This is a genomic window from Streptomyces sp. NPDC051738, from assembly GCF_044453205.1.
GTDB lineage: Bacteria > Actinomycetota > Actinomycetes > Streptomycetales > Streptomycetaceae > Streptomyces.
The window spans coordinates 34710-57628 of sequence record NZ_JBITCM010000024.1 but is presented as its reverse complement, the minus strand read 5'-3'; the positions used below and the strand labels follow the sequence as shown (position 1 = coordinate 57628).

Sequence of the window (22919 nt, the reverse complement as noted above, 5' to 3'; positions counted from 1 at the left end):
TGCGTGGGTTACCTGAAGCGCAACGGGCCTCCAGGCAACCGACTGTGAGCTCTGGAAGAACCCAAGCTTCCTAGGGCTGTAAGAACGAAGAATGTTCTTCGTCTGCTGGTGGTACAGGGCTGGCACGTCGTTGACCATCAAAAACGAGGCCAGGTTGGGATGTGTGACAGGTCGCTGGCCCGCGAATGGTCCGGATCTTGGTCTCGGAAACGTTGGCCAGACTGTGCCCCAGTATCCAGCAGAAACAGTTTGAGGGTGGCGCGGTGGTGCAGCGAACTCCGCTTCGTACAGGTCCAGGATGACGCTTGCGTGGCTGTGACCTGCAGTTTCGTCTCTGTGTACTGTGGGAGTGCCGAGGTGCGGTCCCACCCGCTCCACCTGCACTTGGCAAGGTCGCTTATCACGGGGAGAACCTCTACGACGCCGACGTCGACCCCATCGAGGTGCGCCGCCGGATCGGCATGGTGTTCCAGAAGCCGAACCCGTTCCCCAAGTCGATCTACGACAACATCGCCTACGGCCTACGGGTCAACGGCGTGAAGGCCAACCTCGACGACCTGGTCGAGGAGGCGCTGTCGCCCGCGCCATCGCGGTCCGGCCGGACGTGATCCTGATGGACGAACCCTGCTCGGCGCTCGACCCGATCGCCACCGCCCGCATCGAGGACCTGATGGCGGGGCTGGCCAGCGAGTACACCATCGTCATCGTCACGCACAACATGCAGCAGGCGGCCCGTATCTCCGACTACACCGCCTTCTTCACCGCCGACGTCGACGACAACGGCGTACGGCACGGGCGGCTCGTCGAGTACGACACCACCGAGAAGATCTTCGAGAATCCAGCCGACAAACGCACGGAGGACTACATCACCGGCAGCTTCGGCTGACCGATGCCGTTGCCCGCCGGTTACGGTGAGGGCTACCGGTGCGTCGGCGATCTCGTCGGCGGGTGCTTCGACGGGGTCGAGGCCCTGGGTGGTCAACCTGCATGAGGGCGTGCTGCCTGGCAGCCGTCCGCCCCACAACCGTTCGCGGTCTTGGGGGCGCTGTCCCCAGCGCCGGGGTCAGCGGGCGAGGACGCGGTTCAGCCAGGCCGGCAGGTCGCTGACGATCTCCTGTTTGTTGGTCTCGTGGAACAGTTCGTGGCGGGCTTCGGGATAACTGAGATGGGTCGCTACGGCGAGGTCGGCCTCGCCGTAGCGTTCGACAAGCAGCTTGCTGAGCGAGAGCTCGGCGTTCAGCGGATCGTGATCCCCGGCCAGGAAGCAGATGGGTAGATCCGCCGGGATGCCCCTGGGCTGGGCAAGTGCCGCCGAGGCGATGGTGATGTCGGCCATGCCCAGGGCGGGACTGGACCATTCCTCGACACACCGTCAGGCCGTACGCACCAACAATGTGACAACGCCCGATGGGTTGATCGGACGACCATTTTTGCGGGCAATGAAATGCTCTTGTGGTGCTACCTTGCGGCGGTGCAGACTCACGCAACACCCGTGTCGCTACTGTCCGCGCTGAGGCCCCGCAACCAGGACAGGCTCTACGGCTTCTACCGGGAACTTCGAAACGCTGACGACCTCTACTGGGATCGCCACTTGGACGCCTGGGTCGCGACCAGTTATGCAGTGGTCAGCAGCACGGCAAGTGATCCACGCTTCTCCTCGGTGCGCTATCCGGACATCGAGGCGGTCTCCGAGGAACTACGGCCACTGGCCCGGGTCCTGAGCCGGCAGATGCTCTACAGCGACGCCCCTGACCACGCCCGGCTGCGCTCCCTGCTCAGCAGAGCCTTCACCCCCCGGGCCGTGGCGACGCTACGCGACCGGATCTCCGACGCAGTCGACCAGATCATCACCGCCGCAGCGCCGACCGGCCGGTTGGACATCGTCGCTGACCTGGCTCGCCCACTGCCCCTGGCTGTCATCTGCGACCTCCTGGGGGTGCCGGAACAGGACCGACCCGCTCTGTCCTCCTGGTCAGACCCGGTCGCCGCAGCCATCGGTAGTTCCCGGCTGGACGCCGACGACAGCCGAGCCGCCTCGCAGAGCATGCAACAGATGCTCGCCTACCTCCGGGAACTCCTCACCCGCAAGGACGGCCCGCCCGCGCCCCACACCCTGCGCGCGCTGCTGGCCACCGGAACCGAGAACGCCGACCAGGACTTCGACGAACTCCTCGCCAACTGCGCCCTGCTCCTGATCGCCGGCCATGAGACCACCACCCACTTCATCGGCAACTCCGTCCTCGCCCTCCTGCGTCACCCGCAGGCCGCCGACCAACTGCGCAGCCGGGCGGACCTGATCCCCGCCGCCGTCGAGGAACTCCTGCGCTACGACAGCCCGGTGCAGCTGATGCTGCGCCGTGCGCGGCACGACCTCGACCTCGCAGGCCGCTCCATCACCGCCGGACAGGCGGTGCTCCTGGTGTGTGGTGCCGCCAACCGGGATCCGGTGGCCTTCCCCGACCCTGACCGGCTGGACTTCCAGCGTCCTGGTGGGCGACACGTCGCCTTCGGCTACGGGCCGCACTTCTGCCTCGGCGCAGCGCTGGCCCGGCTGGAGGGCGCCGTCGTTCTGGAGGCACTGCTCACCCGCCTGCCCGACTGGAGGCTCGACGGCACCTCGCCGCGCTGGCAGCGCAGCCTCAACTTCCGGGGTCTGACCAGCCTGGACATCGCCTTCACCCCGTCCTCGGACAATCACGACACCAGTACGCAGGCCCTGGCGACCTGAGCTCGAGGGAGAGGGCGCAACCCGGAGAGGGCGCAACCCTCCACGGAAAGGTCTTAGCTTCGACGAACGCGGCGAACGCCTCCTCTCACGCAGAGTCTTCAACGACGAACTGGCCCTGCTGGAGCTGATCGCAGACGTGTACTCGCGCTGTGCGAGGACGCCCTGTGGGCGGTGGACATCAACCAGGGTGGCGCCGCCCTCCTCATCGGCCTCCTGCTCAGCCACGACCAGCCGGTGGCCTACCTCACCGGCCTGGCCGTGCACCAGGTGCGGCGTGCTGGAGGTAGGGGGCGAGGCGGTGTTTGAGGGCCAGGCCGGCCCCGCTGGGTACGCGAGCAGCACGACTTCCTCACCCTGCCGTTGCTGGCCCGCCCCGGCGAGACGGCCCGCTTCGGCGTCCGCCGCGAGGAGACCGCCTCCACGTCACGACCGACAGTCCGCACCCCTGGCGGCTGCGGATCGGTGGTCCCGGCGGCACCGTGCACACCCACACCGCGGGGCGCGCGACGACCGAGTTGCGCTACGAGGACTGAGCCTCCTTGCTCTGGTGATCACGTCGGATCGCCTCCGGGCGCGGTCCGTGCTGCAGCGCAGGGCCGGCCGGTGGGCGAGGCTCAGGCCACGTACCGACGGGCTCTGCGCTCGCGGACCCACTGCAGGTCCTTCTTCGTCCTTCGTCAGTGGGTTCGCACTACATCGAATACCGAAAGGGCCACATGAAGTTCGGTGCGTTGTTCGCCGGACTCGAGGTCACGGGCGAGGAGGCGCTCGATGGTGCGCAGGCGTTGGTACATGGTTTCGCGGGAGAGGCCGCCCCGGCGGGCCGCGGTGGTCTTGTTGCCGGCCGCGTCGAGGTAGTGCCGCAGGGTCGTCAGCAGGTCGGTGCCGTGCTGGGTGTCGTGGTCGATGAGTCGCCCGAGCTGCCGTTCGGTGTACTCCTGGATCCGGGTGTCCTCGCGGAGGGCGTGCAGCAGCCGGCGGAGACCGATGTCGGACAGCTCGTGGAAGGAGCGGTCCGGGGGGAGTGGCTGGCCGGGCGGGGTGGCCTCGGTGACGTGGGCCGCCTCGCGGAAGGAGCGGGCGGTGTCGAAGAGCTCCGTGACCTCGGAGCCGACACTCACGACTGCCTGCGGGGCCATGCCCAGCGCGGTGCCGGCCAGGCGTTCGACGACGGGGCGCCAGAGTTGGGAGGCGCGCAGAGCCAGCAGGATACCGAGGCGGCCGGGGGACAGTTCGCCGACGAGGGCCGGGATGCCTGCCGTGCGAAGCTCCTGCAGCAGGCGGGTCTCGGGCTCGGCTTCCCCCTCCCCGGTACGGAGATCCACGAGGACCCCGACGAAGGTGCCGCCCTGGGCGGGCAGGCCCAGCGCGGCGCAGCGGGTGCGGGCGTCCGCCGGGGAGCGGTGGCGCTGTTCGGCCAGGTCGCGCAGGGCGTTGCGGTGTGCGGTGTGTTCCCACGGTGTGGGGTGGATGAGACGGGCGACGGTCAGGGCCATCGCCGTTCGCTCCAGGACGGTGATGTCCTCGGGCCCGAAGGCGGGTTCCTCCGTGCGGGACGGGAGCATGGCCACGCGGCCCCAGCGTTCGCCCTGGTACTCGACGGGTGTGGTGAGCCAGTTCTCCGGGCCGCGTGTCGCCGTACTGTCGCCGGGCCCGGTTGCCCTGGAGCGCCGTTCCCAGGCGGTGAGTGCCTTCTCCACCGTGGTGCCGGAGGGTTCGCAGATCAGTGCCTGGTGCACCAGGTTCTCCAGCACGACCGTGCGCCCACTCATCTCCGCCGCCGCGCGCACCACGTCCTGCGGCCCGGCGCCCCGCAGCGTCAAGGCGGTGAACGCCTCATGGATGTGCTGCGTGCGGCGCATCGCCTCCGCCTGGTTGCCGAGCAGGAGCGCGTGCACGACCTGGGTGACCTCAAGGAAGTTGACGTCCTTGGCCAGGGTGACGAGGGGCAGGCCGCGCAGGCGGCAGGCGTCTACGAGCGCGTCCGGCGGGCGGTGATAGCGCCGTACGAGTTCGATGACCAGCGCCGCCGCCCCGATGTCGGCGAGTTCGTCGACGTATCGGCGCACGCCGACCGCGTCCTCCGGCAGCGGCATACCGGTGGTGAGGACGAGTTCGCCGCCCTTGAGGAAGGAAGCGGGGTCGGTCAGTTCGGTGATGTGGACCCACCTGACCGGCCGGTCCAGGTGGGTCACGCCGGTGACCACCTGGGGCTGTCCGGCGGCCAGGACGGGAAGGGCCAGGACGTCGGCCACGGTGAACGGACGGGTGGGCCCTTGGCCGGCCGGGTGGTTGTCGTTCACGGTGTCTCCCTGGGGGTCCCCTGCTCGAGCTGAGCCGAGAGCTCGGGGGAGTGCCCGGCCACTCTGACAAGCGTCGCTGACCTGCGCAAGAGCGATCCGTGAGCGATCCGTGGGGGAACGGCACCCGGCATGATCCCGTGCAGGGGGAGGGGGGCTGACACAACGTCCGGATATCGCGTCCAGGCCGGACAGATCGTGCGTTGGCGCGGCCCTGGTCCGCCGAGATGCTCGGGAGACCGCAGCAGACCGAACCGAGGCCGGGAGACGAACATGACCGCACTGTCGCCGCACCTTCGCCAGGCCACGCCCGTGGTGGCGGCCCGGGGCGAGGGTGTCCACCTCTATGACCAGGACGGCCGCCGCTATCTGGACTTCACCGCCGGCATCGGCGTCACCAGCACCGGGCACTGCCACCCCAAGGTCGTCGCGGCGGCGCAGGAGCAGGTGGGCACGCTGATCCACGGCCAGTACACGACGGTCATGCACGAGCCGCTGCGTCGGCTGGTCGACAAGCTCGGCGAGGTGCTGCCGGCCGGTCTGGACAGCCTGTTCTTCACCAACTCCGGCAGCGAGGCGGTGGAGGCCGCGCTGCGGCTGGCCCGCCAGGCCACCGGCCGCCCCAACATCGTCGTCTGCCACGGCGGCTTCCACGGCCGTACGGTGGCCGCCGCCGCCATGACGACCTCCGGCACCCGCTTCCGCTCCGGCTTCTCCCCGCTGATGAGCGGGGTCGTCGTCACCCCCTTCCCGTCGGCCCACCGCTACGGCTGGGACGAGGAGACCGCGACCCGCTTCGCCCTGAAGGAGCTCGATTACACGCTCCAGACGATCTCCTCGCCCGCCGACACGGCCGCGATCATCGTCGAGCCCGTACTCGGCGAGGGTGGGTACGTGCCCGCCACCCGGGCCTTCCTGGAGGGGCTGCGAGAGCGGGCGGACCGCCACGGCTTCCTGCTGATCCTCGACGAGGTGCAGACGGGCGTCGGCCGCACCGGCCGCTTCTGGGGTCACGACCACTTCGGTGTCACGCCCGACATCCTCGTCACCGCCAAGGGACTGGCCAGCGGCTTCCCGCTGTCCGGCATCGCCGCCTCCGAGGAGCTGATGACCAAGGCGTGGCCCGGCTCGCAGGGCGGCACGTACGGCGCCAACGCCGTCGCCTGCGCCGCGGCCTGCGCGACCCTGGACGTCGTACGCGACGAGAAGCTGGTCGAGAACGCCGAGGCGATGGGCAAGCGGCTGCGCCAGGGCCTGGAGGCGGTGGCCGACCGGACGCCGGGCATCGGCGACGTCCGCGGCCTCGGCCTCATGCTGGCCACCGAATTCGTCACCGAGGACGGCAGCCCCGACCCCGAGACCGCCGCCCGCGTGCAACGTGCGGCGGTGGACCAGGGGCTGCTCCTGCTGCTGTGCGGCGCCTGGAACCAGGTCGTACGCATGATCCCGGCGCTCGTCATCGACGAGACGGCGGTGGACGAGGGCCTCCACGCGTGGGCGACCGCGGTCGAGGTCGGCACATCGGGAGCGGCAGGGCGATGACGGACACCACCACGGCCCTGGAGCCGCTGGTCGCGCGGCTCACCGAGACCGCTCCCGGCCTGCGGGTGGAGACCGGACCGGGCTCCACCGGCCTCTACGCCTACGACGCCTCCAACTACCGGGTCCCCCCGCGGGCCGTGGTCTTCCCCCGCGATGCCGACGACGTGGTCGCGGTGCTGCGCGCCTGTCGTGAGACGGGCGTCCCGGTCACAGCGCGCGGCGGCGGCACCAGCCTGTCCGGCAACGCGGTCGGTCCGGGTGTCGTCCTGGACTTCTCCCGGTACATGAACCGGATCCTGGACATCGATCCGATCACGCGCACCGCCCGCGTCGAGGCAGGAACGATCCTCGACGCGCTGCGCAGCGCGACCGCCGTGCACGGGCTCACCTTCGGACCCGACCCCTCCTCGCACAGCCGCTGCACCCTCGGCGGCATGATCGGCAACGACGCGTGCGGCAACCGGTCGGTGCGGCACGGGCGTACCAGCAGCCACATCGAGGCGCTGGAGATCGTGACGGCCGACGGAGTGCGGGCCGTCGCCGACCGCACCGGCCTGCGCGCGGCCGACCCGAACGACACGGACGCCGGCCGGCGTGTCGCCCGCCTCGAAGCGGATGTGCGCCGCCTGATCGACGCCAACCTGGCGCCGATCCGCACCGAGCAGGGCCGTATTGCGCGCCAGGTCTCCGGTTACCAACTGCACCACCTGCTGCCCGAGCACGGCTTCGACATGGCACGTGCCCTGGTGGGCACCGAGGGCTCCTGTGCGGTCGTCACCGCAGCGACGGTCCGCCTGGTGGCGACCGCACAGGCTTCCACCCTGCTGACGCTCGGCTACGACGACGTGGTCGACGCGGCCGAGGACGTGCCGGAGATCCTGCGCTGGAATCCCACCGCCGTGGAGGGCATGGACGAGGCGATCGTCGCCACCATGCGTGCCCGGCGTGGTCCCGACTCCGTCACCGGACTGCCCGACGGGCGGGCCTGGCTGTACGTCGAGCTCGACGGTGACGACCAGGACGGGGTCGACGCCCGCGCCGCCGAACTGCTGGACGTGCTCAAGACCCGGGGCCGCATGACCGGCGGGCGCGTCGTGCAGAGCGCGGCCGAACGGCGTGCGCTGTGGCGGGTCCGTGAGGACGGTGCCGGGCTCGCCGCCCGCCTGGTGGACGGCGGGGAGTCATGGCCCGGCTGGGAGGACGCGGCGGTCGCGCCCGCGAACCTGGCCGCCTACCTGCGCGACTTCCGCAAGCTGCTGGTCGACCACGGCCTGACCGGCGTGCTCTACGGGCACTTCGGCGCGGGCTGCGTCCATGTGCGCATCGACTTCGACTTCGCCACCGCCGACGGACGCAGCTCCGCCCGCCGCTTCCTGAGCGAGGCGGCCGCCCTGGTCGTCGGCCACGGCGGCACCCTGTCGGGTGAACACGGCGACGGGCGGGCCCGCAGCGAGCTGCTGGAGGTCATGTACAGCCACGGGCTGATCCGCGCGTTCGCCGCCTTCAAGGAGATCTTCGACCCCGAGGGACTGCTCAACCCGGGCATCATCGTGGCACCGGCCCGGCTCGACGCCGATCTGGCGCTGCACACGCCCGCTGACGTGCTGCCCGTCGAGACCCTCTTCTCCTTCCCGCACGACGAGGACGGCTTCGCGGGCTCGGTACGCCGCTGCGTCGGTGTCGGCCGCTGCCGTAGCGACGCGGGCGGCGTGATGTGTCCCAGCTACCGGGCCACGGGCGAGGAGAACGACTCCACGCGGGGCCGGTCCCGCCTGCTCCAGGAGATGGTGCGGGGCGAGCTGGTGGAGGACGGCTGGCGCTCGACCGAGGTGCGTGACGCGCTCGACCTGTGCCTGTCCTGCAAGGCCTGTTCCAGCGACTGCCCGGTCGGCGTGGACATGGCCACGTACAAGGCGGAGTTCCTGCACCACCACTACAAGGGCAGGCTCCGGCCCCGCTCCCACTACTCCCTCGGCTGGCTGCCCTTGACCTCCGCACTCGCCGGATTCGCCGCCCGCCCGCTCAACGCGCTGCTGCGTGGACCGGTCGGCAAGCTGCTCGCCCGGCTCGGCGGCGTGACCACGAAGCGCCGGATCCCGGCCTTCGCCTCCCGGCGCGCCCGGCGCAAGGTCCTGCGCGCGGCGAAGTCCGGTGAACCGGCGAAGGCCCTGCTCTTCGTCGACAGCTTCACCCGCGCCTTCCGCCCCGAGGTGGCGGGAGCGGCGAGCCGCGTACTCGCCGACGCCGGCCTCCCCTGCACGGCACAGGACGGCCTGTGCTGCGGCCTGACCTGGGTCAGCACCGGCCAGCTGTCCATCGCCCGCCGCGTGATGGCCCGTACCGTCGCCCGGCTGGACAACGGCGACGACCGGCCCATCATCGTGGCCGAACCCAGCTGCGCCGCGGCCCTCAAGCGTGACGTGCCCGAACTGCTCGGCACCGACGCCGCCCAGCGCGTCGCGGCTCGCGTCCACACCTTCACCGGTGCCCTGAGCGACCTCGCCGCGCCCGGCTGGACGCCTCCCGAACTGCCGGACAACGTCGTCCTGCAGACCCACTGCCACGAGTACGCCACCTTCAAGGGCCGCCACCCACGCGACCTGCTCAGCCGCCTCGGCGTGACGAAGGTCGACGAGGCCGAGGGCTGCTGCGGACTCGCCGGCAACTTCGGCTTCGAGGCACAGCACTACGACACCTCGATGGCCGTCGCCGAACTGGCGCTGAAGCCAACCCTCGACGGCATCGACCAGGACACACCCGTAGCCGTCGTGGCAGACGGCTTCAGCTGCGCCACACAGATCGACCATCTCGCCGGTGACCAGGGCATCCGCGCCCTGCACCTGGCCGAACTGCTCGACACCGCCGCCGACCGATCAGGAGAGCCCTGATGACCGACACACCCACGCAACTGTTCATCGGCGGCGCCTGGGTGGACGCCGTGGACGGCGCCACCATGCCCGTCGACGACCCAGCGACCGGCGACGTCCTGTGTCACGTGGCCGACGCCGGCCCCAAGGACGCCCGGCTCGCGGAGGACGCGGCCGTCCAGGCGCAGGAGGCGTGGGCCCGTACGGCACCCCGGGTGCGCAGCGAGATCCTGCGCCGGGCCTACGAAATCATCGTCGAGCGCACCGACGAGCTCGCCCACCTGATGACGGCCGAGATGGGCAAGCCGCTGGCCGAGGCCAGGGGAGAGGTGGCGTACGCGGCGGAGTTCTTCCGCTGGTTCTCCGAGGAGGCCGTCCGCATCGACGGCGGCTTCGGCACCCTGCCCGACGGCCGCAACCGGATGCTGCTCTCCCGCCGCCCGGTCGGCCCGTGCCTGCTGATCACCCCGTGGAACTTCCCGTTGGCCATGGGGACCCGCAAGATCGGGCCGGCCGTCGCGGCGGGCTGCACGATGGTGCTCAAGCCGGCCCCGCAGACCCCTCTCTCCAGCCTGGCCCTCGCCGCGATCCTCAAGGAGGCCGGGCTGCCCGACGGCGTGCTGAACGTCGTCACCACCTCCCGTGCGGGGGAGGTGTGCGAACCGCTCCTGCGTGGCGGGCGGATTCGCAAGCTGTCCTTCACCGGCTCCACGGCCGTCGGGCAACTGCTCCTCGCCCAGAGCGCGGAGGCGGTCGTGCGGACCTCGATGGAGCTGGGCGGCAACGCGCCGTTCATCGTCTTCGAGGACGCCGACCTGGACAAGGCCGTGGACGGCGCGATGATCGCCAAGATGCGCAACATGGGCGAGGCATGCACGGCCGCCAACCGCTTCTTCGTGCACCGGTCGCTGGCCCAGGAGTTCGGGCGGCGCCTGGCCGAGCGCATGGGCGCGCTCGTCGTGGGCCCCGGCACACGGGACGGCGTCGACGTCGGCCCGCTGATCGACAGGACCGGGCGCGGCAAGGTGGAGGCGCTGGTCGCCGACGCGGTGGAGCGCGGTGCCCGAGTCCTCGTCGGTGGCCGTACGCCGGAGGGTCCGGGCTGCTTCTACCCGCCGACCGTGCTCACGGACGTGTCCCCCGAGAGCCGTCTCATGGACACGGAGATCTTCGGTCCCGTCGCCGCGATCCTCACCTTCGACGACGAGGACGAGGTGATCCGGCGAGCCAACGACACCCCCTGGGGCCTGGTCGGCTACGTCTTCACCCAGGGCCTGGACCGCGCACTGCGCGTCAGCGAGCGCCTTGAGGTCGGCATGGTCGGCCTCAACACCGGCCTCGTCTCCAACCCGGCCGCGCCCTTCGGCGGCGTCAAGCAGTCCGGGCTCGGCCGCGAGGGCGGCCGGGTCGGAATCGACGAGTTCCTGGAGTACCAGTACCTCGCCTTGCCCGTGCGGTGATCTCCGCCGCCGAATGATGGTTGCCGTGACCTTCCGGCCCGGTTGGGCCACGGGGCGCTGCGCACGGCCGGGGTCGCCCTCGTGACCCCGGCCGCCGCGCTGGTGGTGCTGCCCGTGCCGGGGAGGACGGCAGCGTACTCGCCCTTCAGGCGCGGTGCGTCTCGTCGATCACGTATCCGCGCCGCTTGTCCACAACGTTGCGCAGTGGCCGGCCCTCGATGTGCCGGGTGAGGTTGTCGAGGAACACCTCGACGAGCGCCTCCCGCTCGCTGGTGGTCTCGCCCGCCGTGTGCGGGGAGATCATCACGCCGGGCATGTCCCACAGGGGTGATTCGGCAGGCAGCGGTTCCTGGGCGAACACGTCCAGGGCCGCGCCGGCGAGCCGTCCGGCGGCGAGGTGGTCGACCAGCGCCTCCTCGTCGACGAGTCCGCCCCGGCCGACGTTGATCAGCCGGGCCCCCGGCTTCATCGCGGCCAGCACGGGGGCGTCGACCATGCCCCGGGTGTTTTGGGTGAGGGGGGCGGCCAGGACGACGTAGTCCGCCTCCGCCAGGGCTGCGTGCAGGGTGGCGGAGGCGTGGACCGTGCCGAAGTCCGGGTGGTCCGTGCGGGCCCTGCGCCCCGCGCCGCAGACCCGCATGCCGGCGGCCCGCAGCAGCCGGGCGGTGGCCCGGCCGATCGGCCCCGTGCCCCAGACCAGCACGGTGCGTCCGGTGATGCCGTCACTGGGGCGTGGGCGCCACTCCCGGCGCCGCTGGTGCTCCCAGGTGCCGGGGAAGTCCTTGGCGAGGGCGAGGATCAGGCCGAGGACGTACTCGGCGGTCGGCTGGTCGTAGACCCCGCGGGCGTTGGTCAGGACAACGCCCGGATCGTCCACAAGGGCGGGGAACAGGAAGGAGTCCACTCCCGCGGAGGACGCGTGGACCCAGCGGGGTGCCTTCTCGGGGTTGTCGGGCCAGGCTTCGCGGATGGCCGGGGTGATGGTCACCCAGGCCAGGAGGGCGTCGGCACCGGGGAGGAGGTAGGGGAGTTCCTCCTCGGTGGCGTAGACGGTGTCCGCGAGCCGCTCGATGAGTCCTGTGGCGGGGGGCCGGTTGCCCCGGTAGAGGACGACGAGGCGGTCGGCCATGTCAGGCTCCGGTAGGGACGGCGATGTACTTGTATTCGAGGAACTCGTCGATGCCGACGCGTCCGCCTTCGCGGCCCAGTCCGGACTGCTTGACGCCGCCGAAGGGGGCGGCGGGGTTGGAGACCAGTCCGGTGTTGAGGCCGATCATGCCGCTTTCGAGGCGTTCGGCGACGCGCAGGGCGCGGTCGAGGTTCTGGGTGAACAGGTAGGCGGCCAGGCCGAATTCGGTGTCGTTGGCGGCGGCGATGGCCTCGTCCTCGGTGTCGAAGGTACGGATCGCGGCGACCGGGCCGAAGATCTCCGTGTCGATGATCGCGGAGTCGGGGGCGATGCCGGTCAGGACGGTCGGCGGGTAGAAGCAGCCCGGCCCCTCGGGGAGTTCACCGCCGGTCAGGACGGTGGCGCCGCGCTTGACGGCGTCCCGCACCAGGTCGTGGGCCTTGCTGCGGCCGGCGGCGTCGATGAGGGGGCCGACGTCGGTGCCGGGTTCGGTGCCGTCGCCGACGGTCAGGGCGGCCATGCGGGCGGTGAGGCGGGTGGCGAACTCGTCGGCGATCGAGGTGTGGACGTAGATGCGGTTGGCTGCGCAGCAGGACTCGCCCATGTTGCGCATCTTGGCGACCATGGTGCCTTCGACGGCCACGTCGAGATCGGCGTCGTCGAAGACGATGAGGGGGGCGTTGCCGCCCAGTTCCATGGAGGTGCGGATGACGGTGTCGGCGCACTGGGCCAGCAGGATCCGGCCGACCTGGGTGGAGCCGGTGAAGGAGAGCTTGCGGATCTTCCCCCAGCCTCCGGCCGGGGGGACCCCCATCTCGCTTCGCTCCCCGCGCAGCAGCGGCTCGACGACACCGGCGGCGTCGGTGGTGGTGACGATGTTCAGCACACCGGCCGGCAGACCCGCTTCGGTGAGGATCTCCGCCAGGGCGAGGCTGGCCAGGGGGGTCTGGGGTGCGGGTTTGAGAACGATGGTGCATCCGGCGGCGATGGCGGGGCCGATCTTGCGGGTGCCCATCGCCAGAGGGAAGTTCCAGGGGGTGATGAGCAGACAGGGGCCGACGGGCTGACGGGTGACCAGCAGGCGGTTCCTGCCGTCGGGGGCGGTGGTCAACCCGCCGTCGATACGGACGGCTTCCTCGGAGAACCAGCGGAAGAACTCCGCCGCGTAGGCGACTTCAGCACGCGCCTCGGCCAGGGGCTTGCCCATCTCCAGGGTCATCAGCAGCGCGAGGTCCTCGGTGCGCGCGATGATGATGTCGTAGGCGCGGCGCAGGATCTCGCTGCGCACCCGGGGCGGAGTGGCGGCCCAGGCGGCCTGCGCGGCGACCGCCGCCTCGACGGCACGCCGGCCGTCGGCGGGTGAGGCGTCGGCGACCCGGCACAGTTCCTCGCCGGTGGCCGGGTTGTCGACGGACAGGGTCCGGCCGGACTCGGCGTCCTGCCAGCCACCGCCGATGAACAGCTGCTTGGGAACATCACGGACGACAGTCATGGTGGGTATCTCCTTGTATGTGTAGAGGGGCTGCCGACCGGTCAGCGGATGCGGTCCAGCGTCTTGTAGTAGGCGCCCGCGAAGGGCAGGAACCAGGCAGTGCCGTTGTAGAGGGGGATGCGGGGCGGGGCCAGGTCGCGGACGGGGCTGACCTCGGGGTGGCCGTCCATCACCTCGGCCATGACCTGCCCCATGTGCGTGGCCATCTGCACGCCGTGGCCCGCGTATCCCATGGAGTAGTAGACGCCGTCCTCGGTCTGCCCGGCGTGCACGATGCGGTCCATCGCGAAACCGACGGAGCCACCCCACACGTACTCGACCTTTGTCCGGGCGAGTTGGGGGAAGATCTCGCACATCTCACGGAACAGAACGACCCCGCTCTTCTTGTCCGAGGTGGGATCGGACGGCGCGAAACGGGCACGGCCGCCGAACAGCAGCCGGTTGTCCGGAGTGAGCCGGAAGTAGTGGCAGACCTTGTTGGAGTCGACGATGAGGCGGGCCTTGGGGATGATGTCCCGGGCGAGCTCCTCGCCGAGCGGCTCGGTCACGATGATGAAGCTGCCCAGGCAGACCTGCCGGCGGCGCAGCCACGGGAAGTTCTTGTCGGTGTAGGCGTCGGTGGCCATCATGACCTGCCCGGCGCGGATCACACCGCGCTCGGTGCTGACCTCGAACCGGCCGGCGGCGGTTCGCCGTACGGCGATGGCCGCGTTGCGCTCGTGGATCTCGACGCCGGTGCGCTCGCACGCCTCGGCCATGCCGCGCACGAAGCGGCCGACGTGCAGTGCGGCGCTGAACGGGTCGAGCAGGCCGCCGTGGTAGGCGTCGGACCCGATCTCGGAACGCAGCTCGGACTTGCCGATCAGAGTGGTCTCGTGTCCGAAGTGCTTGGCCAGGTCGCGCTGTTGGGCCTTCTTGTTCTCGAAGTGCGCGGGGCGGGAGGCGACGCCCAGACGTCCGACGCGACTGAACTGGCAGTCGATGGACTCCTCGTTCACGAGCCGCTCGACGGTGTCCACGGCCTCGCCGTAGGAGTTGTAGATCTCGCGGGCCCGTTCGAGTCCGTACCGGCGGATGGCCTGGCTCACGCCGATCGTGAAGCCCAGGTTCGCCATGCCTCCGTTGCGCGCTGAGGCACCGGAACCGATCTGGCCCTTCTCGACAAGGGTGACACGGGCACCCTTGCGGGCGGCGTGCAGGGCTGTGGACAGACCCGTCAGGCCGGCGCCGACGACCACCAGGTCGGTGTCCTCGGTCAGCGGCTTGCCGGACCGGTCGGGAAACACCCCAGCGGTTTCTATCCAGTAGGGAATCGTCTTCATTTCGGGTCCTCTGCGGGGAGTTTCGAAGTGGGGCGCGGCCGGGCGCCACCAGGGCCCGGCCGACGGCGCTGTCAGCGGTATCGCGTCCCGTGCCGGCGCAGGGCTCAGTTGAGGCGTTCGACGGGGAGGACGCCGCCTTGCTGGTTGCGGTGGCCGCCGAGTTTGCGGACAAGGGCGACCAGGGCGAGGGCGAGGATGGCCAGGGCGATGAGCACGGCGCTGACGGCGGTGACGGTGGGGTCGACGTCGAACTGCAGGGCGTTGAAGACCAGGACCGGCAGGGTGCGGGTGTCGGGTGTCGACATGAACTGGGCGATGAAGAACTCGTCGAAGCTGGTGATGAAGGAGAACACCGCTGCGGCGATGAGGCCGGGTGTGGCCAGGGGGAAGGTGATGCGCCGGGCGATGGTCATCCGGCTGGCGCCCATGCTGGCGGCGGCGTCTTCGAGCCGTTCGTCGATGCCCTTCAGGGTGGAGATCATGATGAGGATGGCGATGGGTGCGGCGAGCACCGTGTGGCCGAGTGCGATGGCCAGGGGGCTGCCGAGCATGCCGACGGGTTCGAAGAACAGGAACAGGCCGAGTGCGATGACCACTTGGGGGATGAGCATGGGGGCCAGGACCAGTCCGTAGACGGCTGCGTGCAGGGGCAGTCGGCCGCGGGCCAGGGCGGTGGCCGCGGTGACTCCCAGGATGAGGGAGAACACCGTGGTCAGTGCGGCGACCAGGCTGGACAGGGCGATGGAGGTGGCCCAGTTGCCGCCGGGTGCGGCCATCTGCTCGTACCAGCGGGTGCTGTACTCCTTGGGCGGGAAGGTGCCGATGCCGTCCGCGCCGAAGGAGGTGACCAGGATGATCACGATCGGCATGGCCAGGAAGAGCAGGATGGCGGTGGCGCTCAGGGCGCGGCCGATGTGTCCGGCGCGGGTGGGGGGCAGTTCCATCATGAGCTGCTCCTTCGTGCGTGTGCCTTGGTGCGGCGGAGCTTGGCCAGGCCGAGCACGCCCAGGCCGGCGAAGGTGAGCAGGAGCAGGATGACGCCGAAGGCGGCGGCGGAGTTCCACTGGTCCTGCTTCATCACCTGCTGGTCGATCAGCGCCGCGACGACCGTCTGCTTGCCGCCGCCCATCAGGGCCGGGGTGATGTAGTAGCCCAGGCAGAGGATGAAGCTGAGCAGCCCCGCAGTGCCGATCCCGGGCGCGACCAGCGGCAGGTAGATCCTGCGGAAGATGGTGAACCGGCTCGCGCCGAAGCCTGCCGCTGCGGCCAGGAGCCGGCCGTCGACGCCCCGCATCACGCCCTGCAGGACGAGGACGGTGTAGGGCAGCATCACCGAGGTGGTCCCGATGACGACACCGGTCTCGTTGTAGAGCAGCGAGTAGGGGGCGCCGGGGGCGTGCACGGAGGTGGCCAGGGTGTTGATGAGGCCATGCTCGCCGAGCATGATGATCCAGCCGTAGGTGCGTACCAGGGCACTGATGAAGTGCGGCACGACCACGATCAGCATGGCCAGCGCGGCGAAGACGGGCCGCATCCGGGCGATGGCGTGCGCCAGGACAAAACCCACCAGGAGACTCAGCAGCGCGGTCTCCGCGGAGATCCGCAGGGTGGACAGCAGCACGGACAGGTTCACGCCGCTGAGGGCGTCGGCGTACCAGTGCAGGGTGAAGCCCCCACTGTCGCCCTCCAGGCTGAGGGAGAGCACCCCGATGATCGGGTAGACGAACAACACCAGCAGGAACACCGTGACGGGGACGGCGTTGACCAGGGCAATCCGGGAGCGGTGCCCACGCTTCTCGGACGTTTTCACACGCACCTTGGCAGGTGCGAGAGCGGTGCCGGCCACGGCTCACCCCCCGTCCGTGGCGTCGAAGACGCTGACGTCGTCCCGGTCGGCGGTCACGCATACGCGTTCGCCCGGACGTGGCGGGGCCAGGGCGGTTTCGATCCGCAGCGGCGGGGTCCCCGGAGCGGCACCGTCCAGGCGGACGGTGATCCGGGTGAGCGAGCCGACGTAGACGGCCGTCTCGACCGTGCCGGTACAGCAGCTCTCCTCGGCGCTGACCAGGCGCAGCTTGCCCGGCCGCACCGCGGCGCGCACGCTCTGTCCGGGCACGCAGGGGTGGGCACGGGCCGTGAGGACGCCGCCGGTGTCCAGTCGCACGCGGGTGAAGTCGTCTCCCCGGCCGTCCTCGACCTTGCCGGTGAGGAAGTTGGCGGCGCCGAGGAAGTCGGCGACGAAGGGGGTGCGGGGGCGTTCGAACAGGCCGCGGGGGGTGTCGAACTGCTCGATACGGCCGTCTTTCATGATGGCGATCCGGTCGGACAGGACGAGGGCTTCCTCCTGGTCGTGTGTCACGTAGATGACGGTCAGGCCGAGTTCGCGCTGGATGGACTTGATCTCGGTCTGCATCTGGTCGCGCAGCTTCTTGTCCAGCGCGCCCAGTGGTTCGTCCATCAGCACGATCGGTGGGCGGTAGACCAGGACCCGGCACAGGGCGACGCGCTGCTGCTGGCCGCCGGAGAGCTCACGGGGCTTGCGGCCGGCGAACTTCGACAGGCCCGCCGCCTCCAGCGTCTCACCCACCCGGCGGCGGATCTCCGCCTTGTCCACCCCCCGCAGTTGCAGCGGGAAGGCGACGTTCTCGGCGACCGTCATGTGCGGGAAGAGCAGGTACTGCTGGAAGACGAAACCGAAGTCACGCTTGCCCGGATTGAGCCGGGTGATGTCATGGCCGTCCACTGCGACGGAGCCGGAGTCGGGCTCGGTGAACCCGGCCAGCATCATCAGCGTGGTCGTCTTGCCGGAGCCCGACGCGCCGAGGAAGGTGACGAACTCACCGGCCGCGATCTCCATGTCCACGCCGTCGACCACCGTCGTCCCGCCGTAGGACTTGCGCAGCCCCGTCACCGACAGCGACTTGCCCGTCGGTGAGGAGGAGCGAGGGGCCAGGGCAGCGGCGAGGTCGTCGGCGGACAGCTTTCCGGCGGTCAGACTCTGGGTCCGCTCAGGCATCGGCCCACTCCTGCCAGCGCTTGATGACGGCGTCACGGTTCTTGTCCCACCAGGCGGCATCGGCATCGAACCCGGTCTTGAGGTTCTGCGGCGAGGTCGGCAGCGTGGCCAGGACGTCGTCCGAGAGCTGCTTGGTTGCCGCCGGGACGACCGGGCCGCCGGTGGGGCTGAGCTTGGCGAACGCCGCCTGCACCTCGGGCCGCAGCGAGAAGTCGATCAGCTTGTAGGCCGCGTCCGTGTTGTCCGCGCCCTTCGGGACGCCCCAGCCGTTGGTCATCCTGCGGGCGCCGTTCCACTGGTAGGCGACCGGCATCCCCTGCTTGATGAGCTCGTCCGCGCGACCGCCCCACAGGCTGGTCGCGACGACCTCCTTGCGGCCGAGCAGGACGGCCGGCAGGGCGCCGGTGTTCCAGAACTTCTTCACATCACCGCGGATCCGCGACATCGACGCGAAGGCGCGGTCCACATCGAGCGGGTACAGCTTGTCCAGCGGCACCCCGTCGGCCAGCAGTGCGAACTCCAGCTCCGGCAGGTCCGCCTCCGCGCTCTGCAGCGAGCGCGGACCGGCGAAGGCGTCCGTGTTCCAGAAGTCGGCCCAGCTCTTCGGGACACGCTTGAGGCTGTCCGTGCGGTAGGCCATCACGCTCGCCCACACGTTCTTGCCGACCGCGTGCTCCGGCAGGTTGTGCTCCGCGATCCCGGCGCCCTTGACACTCTTCAGCCGGTCGTGGTCCACCGGCTCCAGACACTCCAGCCGCGCCATCTTCTGGAAGTTCAGCAGTGTGTTGTCCATCAGGTCCACCTGCGGACGGCCCTGCTTGACCTGGGCGATGATTTGCGCCGACTGGTAGTTGACCGTCGTGACCGTGATGCCGGTCTCCTTGGCGAACGGCTCGTAGATCGCCTTCGTCAAGGCGTCGTTGTAGGCGCCACCGCTGTTGCTGACGACGAGCCTCTTCTTACCGCCGCCCGACGAGCCGCGGCTTTCGCCGGTGCCCATGAGGGTGCCGCAGCCGGTCACCGCGGTGGCGGCGGCCAGCGCGCCTGCGGTGCGGAGTACGGTTCTGCGTCCTATCCGGTTGGCTTCCATCGGGCGCCTCCTGGTGATGGGTGTGGATTCGGGGGAGCGGAAAACGCTGAGGTGGGGGGTGGGGGTCCTTCGGGGTTGTCCGTGCGGGACGAGGGGCGTCGCGAGTCAGATGCCGAGCATGGTGTTGAGGTCGTCCAGGGACTTCACGGTCACGTAGTCGTAGCCGTGGGTGACCGGGTCGCAGCCACGGTCCAGGAGGATGAGGTTGCGGAAGCCCATGTCGTGCATCGGCATCAGGTCGTAGCGGGTGTGGGAGGAGACGTGCACGAAGTCCTCGGGGGACGCGTCGAGTTGGTCGAGCATGTACTCGAACGCGGCGTACCGGGGCTTGTAGTAGCCGGCCTGCTCCGCGGTGAAGACCGCGTGGAAGTCCGCGCCGAGCCGGGGCACGCTCTCCTCCAGGTAGGCGTCCCCGGCGTTGGAGAAGATCACCAACTTGTAGTTCTCGCCCATCTTCTTCAGCGGTTCCGGCACGTCGGCGTGCGGGCCCCAGCTGCGCACGCCGTCGGCGAACCGCTTGCCGGCGTCCGGCGCCGCCTTGACACCCCACTTGCGGCAGACCCGCTCGAAGGAGTCCTGCAGCACCTGCTCGTAGGGGTAGTACTCGCCGCGGACCTGGTCGTAGCGGTAGCCGCGGAACTCCCGGACGAACTGGTCCCACTGCTCGGCGGGGATCTGGTCGCCGACGAGCTCACGCGTGATGGGGGTCATCGGCCACTCGATCAACGTGCCGTAGCAGTCGAACGAGACGTACTTCGGGCGGAACTGAAACGAGGGAATGGGCATGAGGATGGTCCTGTCTTTGCTCAGGGGAACTGGTTACGGTCGGCGTGTGGGCTTTTCGGGCATGCCCATGACAGAGATGTCGGGGTGGGGGGGCGGGGGCGGTGCCGTCGGCATCGCCGGGGATCAGGCGGCGCCGACTCCTGCCGGAGCGAGGAAGTCGATGGGGTGATCAGTGGTGTCGTCGAGCGCCAGGTCGGCGGCGATCTCTCCCATCGCGGGCGAGATCTTGAAGCCGCTGCCGGAGAATCCGGCCATGACGATGATGTCGTCCTCGCCGGGGAGATGACCGACGAGCGGGTTTCCGGACTCCGTGTAGCCCTCCATGTAGGCCGACATCCTGATGGGGTCGGGGTTCAGGTCGGGCATGAGTTCACTGATGAGCTCACGGAAGGTGCCGAGTTCTTCGGGACGGACCGTACGGTCGAGCCGTTCGGGCTCGGGCACCGGCAGATGGCGTGCGAAGGAGAGACCGAGCTTGACGGAGATGCCGTCGGGCGACGGGAGCCCGAAGCAGTCGTGGGGTGTGGCACGTACGAAGGGGGGAGCTCCGCCCGCGAACCAGTCGTGGCGGGTGGGCAGGTGCCAGGAGCAGACCACCCGGCGGACGTCGACGGTCCGTGGGAGGTCCGGGAGCAGTGTGTTGATCCAGGGGCCCACGGTCACCACGGCGGCATCAACGTGGTCAGTGCCCTGGTCGGTGACGATCTGCACGCCGCCTCCCGCCGCAGGCACGACCTCCCGCACCGGGGTGTAGCGGTGCAGCAGGGCGCCCAGCTGCTCGGCGCGGGTGGCGGCCGCCTGGACCGACGCCTCGGGCCTGATGACGGCGCCCTCGCGGTCGAGGACGGCGGTGTGCCCGTCCGGGAGACGGTGCTGCGGGAAGCGGCGGGCGAGTTCCTCCCGGTCCAGTACCTCGTGATCCAGACGATGGGTGGCGCTGGAGGAGAGGAGCTGGCGCATGGCCGGTGATGCGGTCTCTCCCATCACGAGGCAGCCGCTGCGGCGTCGCAGCGTCCGGCCCGTCTCCGCCTGGAGCTGCTCCCACAGCCCGTCCGCGAGCCGCAGCAGCGGAACGTACCCGGGTTCGCCGAGGTGGGCGGCTCGGAAGATGCGACTCTCGCCCCCGGCCGCGCCGCGGTCGTGACCCGGCGCGTACCGGTCGTAGCCGATGACCTCGGCTCCGCGGGCGGCCAGTCGCCACATTGCCTGGCTGCCCATGCTGCCGGCACCGATCACGGCGACGCGCTTCGGGATGCGCATGAGGTCGCTCCTTTCGATGGTGTGGCCTGGGTGGCAGTCGGGCCCAGTTCGGTGCGGACACCGTGTGGACCCTTCCGGTTCGGGTCCCGCTGGGGATGGCGTTCACTTTCGTCCCGGGGGAACCTGCAGGTCAACCCACACTGTGTTCCACCTTGGGGCCTTCTCGAGACGGTCTGTCACTGCGGACGGCCGGGCCGCACGAAATGCCGGGCACCCTCTTGTCACGGTGAGTGGCCGGTGCGAGGGTGAGCCCGATCCCCTCGGATGAAAGCACCCCCTATGCCGCCCAGACGTCCTGCAGCCGGGCAGTTCCCCACCATCGCGGAGGTACTGAGCCTGCCCGTGCTCGCCGAAGGGATGCCGCGCGTGCTGGCCGGTGAGTCACAGCTGGACAGGGCGGTGCGCTGGGTGCATGTCACCGAGCTGCTCAACCCCGCCGATTTCCTGGAGGGCGGCGAGCTGGTGCTGACGACCGGCATGCCGCATCCCGAGGACGCCTCCGAGCTGCGCGGCTACGTCGACCAGCTCGCCGACGTCGGCGCGGCCGGTCTGATCGTGGAGCTCGGTTACCGGTACCGGAAGGTGCCCGACGAGCTGGTGGCGGCGTGCCGTGCCCGTGAAGTGCCGCTGGTCGAGCTGGCCCGTGGCGTCCGGTTCATCGACGTCACGCAGACGGTGCACGCGCTCATCCTTGACGCCCAGGGGGCCCTGCTGCGTCGCGGGAGGGACATCCAGGACATCTTCACCGCCCTGACGCTGCGGGGCGCGGACCCCGAGGAACTGGTACACACCACCGCGGAGCTCACCGGAGCCCCCGTGGTGCTGGAGGACCTCACTCACCGGGTCCTGATGTGCGAGCTGCTCGGCCGGCCGTACGAGCCGGTGGTGTCGGCCTGGTCGCGACGTTCGCGGGCTGCCCCCACGCCGGAGACGATCACGCCGAGCGGCCCGGAGGGGTGGCTGATCGCACCGGTGCAGGACCACCACGGGCTGTGGGGGCGGCTGGTCCTGCTGGAGGGCCGGCTGAACGCCGAGCCCGACCCGGAACACGTCCTGGTGCTGGAGCGGGCGGCGGTCGCGCTGACCATGGCGCGCCTGGCCGGGCCGGCCTGGTGGGAGCGACGGGCCCACCGCTCCGTACTGCGGGACCTGTACGAACGGCGCTTCCGTTCCCCCGCGGACGCGCGCGCCCGCGCCGAGGCACTGGGGCTCCCGGCCTTCGGGCACCGGCTCTTCGCCGTGGTCATCCGCCACACGCACACCGGCACCGAGGGTGAGCACCTCGACGAACGGATCGCGAAGGCGCTGGCGCAGACCGGCGTCCGCGCCCTGGTCGGCGAGACGGCCCCGGGCCGGATCGGCGTACTTCTGGCACTGGCCCAGGCGAGCGCCTGGCAGCCGGTCGCCGAGCGGATCGGCCGTCTGACCCGGGAGGAGCTGGGACCGGAGGCCGTCGTCGCCGTCGGCCCCGGGGTGACCGACCTCTCCGGGATCGCCCGGTCGTGGCAGGAGGCCGAGCAGACGGCCGAGGCCATCACACCGGCCTCCCCGGAGCGGTGGTTCTACGTCCCCGCCGACGTCCGGCTGCCGGAGTTGCTGGGCGTCCTGCGGGAGGACACCCGTCTTCAGCGGTACGCGGAACGGCAACTGACCCGCCTCATCGAGCACGACGACCGCAACAGCGGAGATCTGCTCCCGGCACTGCGCGCCTATCTGGCGGCGGCCGGGAACAAGTCGGTCGCGGCCAAACGCGCCGGCATGTCCCGGCAGGCGTACTACCAGCGCCTCCACACCATCGAACGGCTTCTCGGCTGCGACCTGGAATCAGGTCTGCAGCGCACGTCCCTGCACGTCGCGGTGCTGGTCCTGGACGCGCGAGAAGCAGCTGCTCCCGGCGCATGACCGGCACGCCGGTCGTCACGCGGAG

At 70.3% G+C, this 22919-nt stretch carries 17 protein-coding genes and 1 pseudogene; 7 read left to right on the top strand and 11 right to left on the bottom strand.

What is annotated here, in order from left to right; genetic code table 11:
• Positions 1 to 362: 362 nt before the first annotated feature.
• Positions 363 to 886, top strand: a pseudogene (locus ACIA8X_RS39430) (phosphate ABC transporter ATP-binding protein); the annotation flags it as partial.
• A 177-nt stretch (positions 887 to 1063) separates the two neighbouring features.
• Here the strand turns inward: ACIA8X_RS39430 and ACIA8X_RS39425 are convergent.
• A complete protein-coding gene (locus tag ACIA8X_RS39425) occupies positions 1064 to 1336 on the bottom strand; it encodes a hypothetical protein (RefSeq protein WP_393462029.1) in 273 nt (90 codons plus the stop codon).
• Between the two features lie 135 nt (positions 1337 to 1471).
• Here ACIA8X_RS39425 and ACIA8X_RS39420 point away from each other — a divergent pair, with 135 nt between their 5' ends.
• A complete protein-coding gene (locus ACIA8X_RS39420) occupies positions 1472 to 2728 on the top strand; it encodes a cytochrome P450 (protein ID WP_393462027.1) in 1257 nt (418 codons plus the stop codon).
• A gap of 171 nt (positions 2729 to 2899) precedes the next feature.
• Positions 2900 to 3034 carry a hypothetical protein gene (locus ACIA8X_RS39415; protein ID WP_393462025.1) on the top strand — a complete coding sequence of 45 codons (135 nt, stop codon included), beginning with the start codon at positions 2900 to 2902 and terminating at the stop codon, positions 3032 to 3034.
• A gap of 371 nt (positions 3035 to 3405) precedes the next feature.
• Here ACIA8X_RS39415 and ACIA8X_RS39410 read toward each other — a convergent pair whose 3' ends face one another.
• Complete coding sequence (locus ACIA8X_RS39410) at positions 3406 to 5031, bottom strand: PucR family transcriptional regulator (protein ID WP_399460334.1); 1626 nt, start codon at positions 5029 to 5031, stop codon at positions 3406 to 3408.
• A gap of 270 nt (positions 5032 to 5301) precedes the next feature.
• Here ACIA8X_RS39410 and ACIA8X_RS39405 point away from each other — a divergent pair, with 270 nt between their 5' ends.
• The 3 genes from ACIA8X_RS39405 to ACIA8X_RS39395 are packed head-to-tail and all read left to right on the top strand — an operon-like array spanning position 5302 to position 10897.
• Positions 5302 to 6570 carry an aspartate aminotransferase family protein gene (locus ACIA8X_RS39405; protein WP_399460333.1) on the top strand — a complete coding sequence of 423 codons (1269 nt, stop codon included), beginning with the start codon at positions 5302 to 5304 and terminating at the stop codon, positions 6568 to 6570.
• A complete protein-coding gene (locus tag ACIA8X_RS39400) occupies positions 6567 to 9458 on the top strand; it encodes an FAD-binding and (Fe-S)-binding domain-containing protein (RefSeq protein WP_393462019.1) in 2892 nt (963 codons plus the stop codon). Before ACIA8X_RS39405 ends, ACIA8X_RS39400 begins: the two co-directional genes overlap by 4 nt.
• The gene (locus ACIA8X_RS39395; protein WP_393462017.1) at positions 9458 to 10897 is read left to right on the top strand and encodes an NAD-dependent succinate-semialdehyde dehydrogenase; all 1440 of its coding nucleotides are present in this window, start codon (positions 9458 to 9460) and stop codon (positions 10895 to 10897) included. Before ACIA8X_RS39400 ends, ACIA8X_RS39395 begins: the two co-directional genes overlap by 1 nt.
• 145 nt (positions 10898 to 11042) lie before the next feature.
• Here the strand turns inward: ACIA8X_RS39395 and ACIA8X_RS39390 are convergent, their stop codons facing one another.
• The 9 genes from ACIA8X_RS39390 to solA form a co-directional block, all read right to left on the bottom strand.
• Positions 11043 to 12026: a D-2-hydroxyacid dehydrogenase gene (locus tag ACIA8X_RS39390; RefSeq protein WP_399460332.1), complete on the bottom strand. Its 984-nt coding sequence runs from the start codon at positions 12024 to 12026 to the stop codon at positions 11043 to 11045.
• Between the two features lies 1 nt (position 12027).
• A complete protein-coding gene (locus ACIA8X_RS39385) occupies positions 12028 to 13518 on the bottom strand; it encodes an NAD-dependent succinate-semialdehyde dehydrogenase (protein WP_393462013.1) in 1491 nt (496 codons plus the stop codon).
• Positions 13519 to 13559: 41 nt separating this feature from the next.
• Positions 13560 to 14840, bottom strand: a complete 1281-nt coding sequence (locus tag ACIA8X_RS39380) for an NAD(P)/FAD-dependent oxidoreductase (RefSeq protein ID WP_393462011.1) — start codon at positions 14838 to 14840, stop codon at positions 13560 to 13562.
• 104 nt (positions 14841 to 14944) lie between these two features.
• Positions 14945 to 15787, bottom strand: coding sequence for an ABC transporter permease (locus ACIA8X_RS39375; RefSeq protein ID WP_393462009.1), 843 nt, complete (start codon positions 15785 to 15787; stop codon positions 14945 to 14947).
• Positions 15784 to 16650, bottom strand: coding sequence for an ABC transporter permease (locus ACIA8X_RS39370; RefSeq protein WP_393462007.1), 867 nt, complete (start codon positions 16648 to 16650; stop codon positions 15784 to 15786). Before ACIA8X_RS39370 ends, ACIA8X_RS39375 begins: the two co-directional genes overlap by 4 nt.
• A gap of 39 nt (positions 16651 to 16689) precedes the next feature.
• The gene (locus ACIA8X_RS39365; RefSeq protein WP_393462005.1) at positions 16690 to 17856 is read right to left on the bottom strand and encodes an ABC transporter ATP-binding protein; all 1167 of its coding nucleotides are present in this window, start codon (positions 17854 to 17856) and stop codon (positions 16690 to 16692) included.
• Complete coding sequence (locus tag ACIA8X_RS39360) at positions 17849 to 18946, bottom strand: extracellular solute-binding protein (RefSeq protein ID WP_393462003.1); 1098 nt, start codon at positions 18944 to 18946, stop codon at positions 17849 to 17851. The genes ACIA8X_RS39365 and ACIA8X_RS39360 overlap by 8 nt, the downstream gene beginning before the upstream one ends.
• 105 nt (positions 18947 to 19051) lie before the next feature.
• Positions 19052 to 19732, bottom strand: a complete 681-nt coding sequence (locus ACIA8X_RS39355) for a haloacid dehalogenase type II (RefSeq protein ID WP_393462001.1) — start codon at positions 19730 to 19732, stop codon at positions 19052 to 19054.
• A gap of 123 nt (positions 19733 to 19855) precedes the next feature.
• Complete coding sequence (solA, locus tag ACIA8X_RS39350; RefSeq protein WP_393461999.1) at positions 19856 to 20992, bottom strand: N-methyl-L-tryptophan oxidase; 1137 nt, start codon at positions 20990 to 20992, stop codon at positions 19856 to 19858.
• Positions 20993 to 21271: 279 nt separating this feature from the next.
• Between solA and ACIA8X_RS39345 the strand changes: the two genes are divergently transcribed.
• Complete coding sequence (locus ACIA8X_RS39345) at positions 21272 to 22894, top strand: PucR family transcriptional regulator (protein ID WP_399460331.1); 1623 nt, start codon at positions 21272 to 21274, stop codon at positions 22892 to 22894.
• Positions 22895 to 22919: the final 25 nt, after the last annotated feature.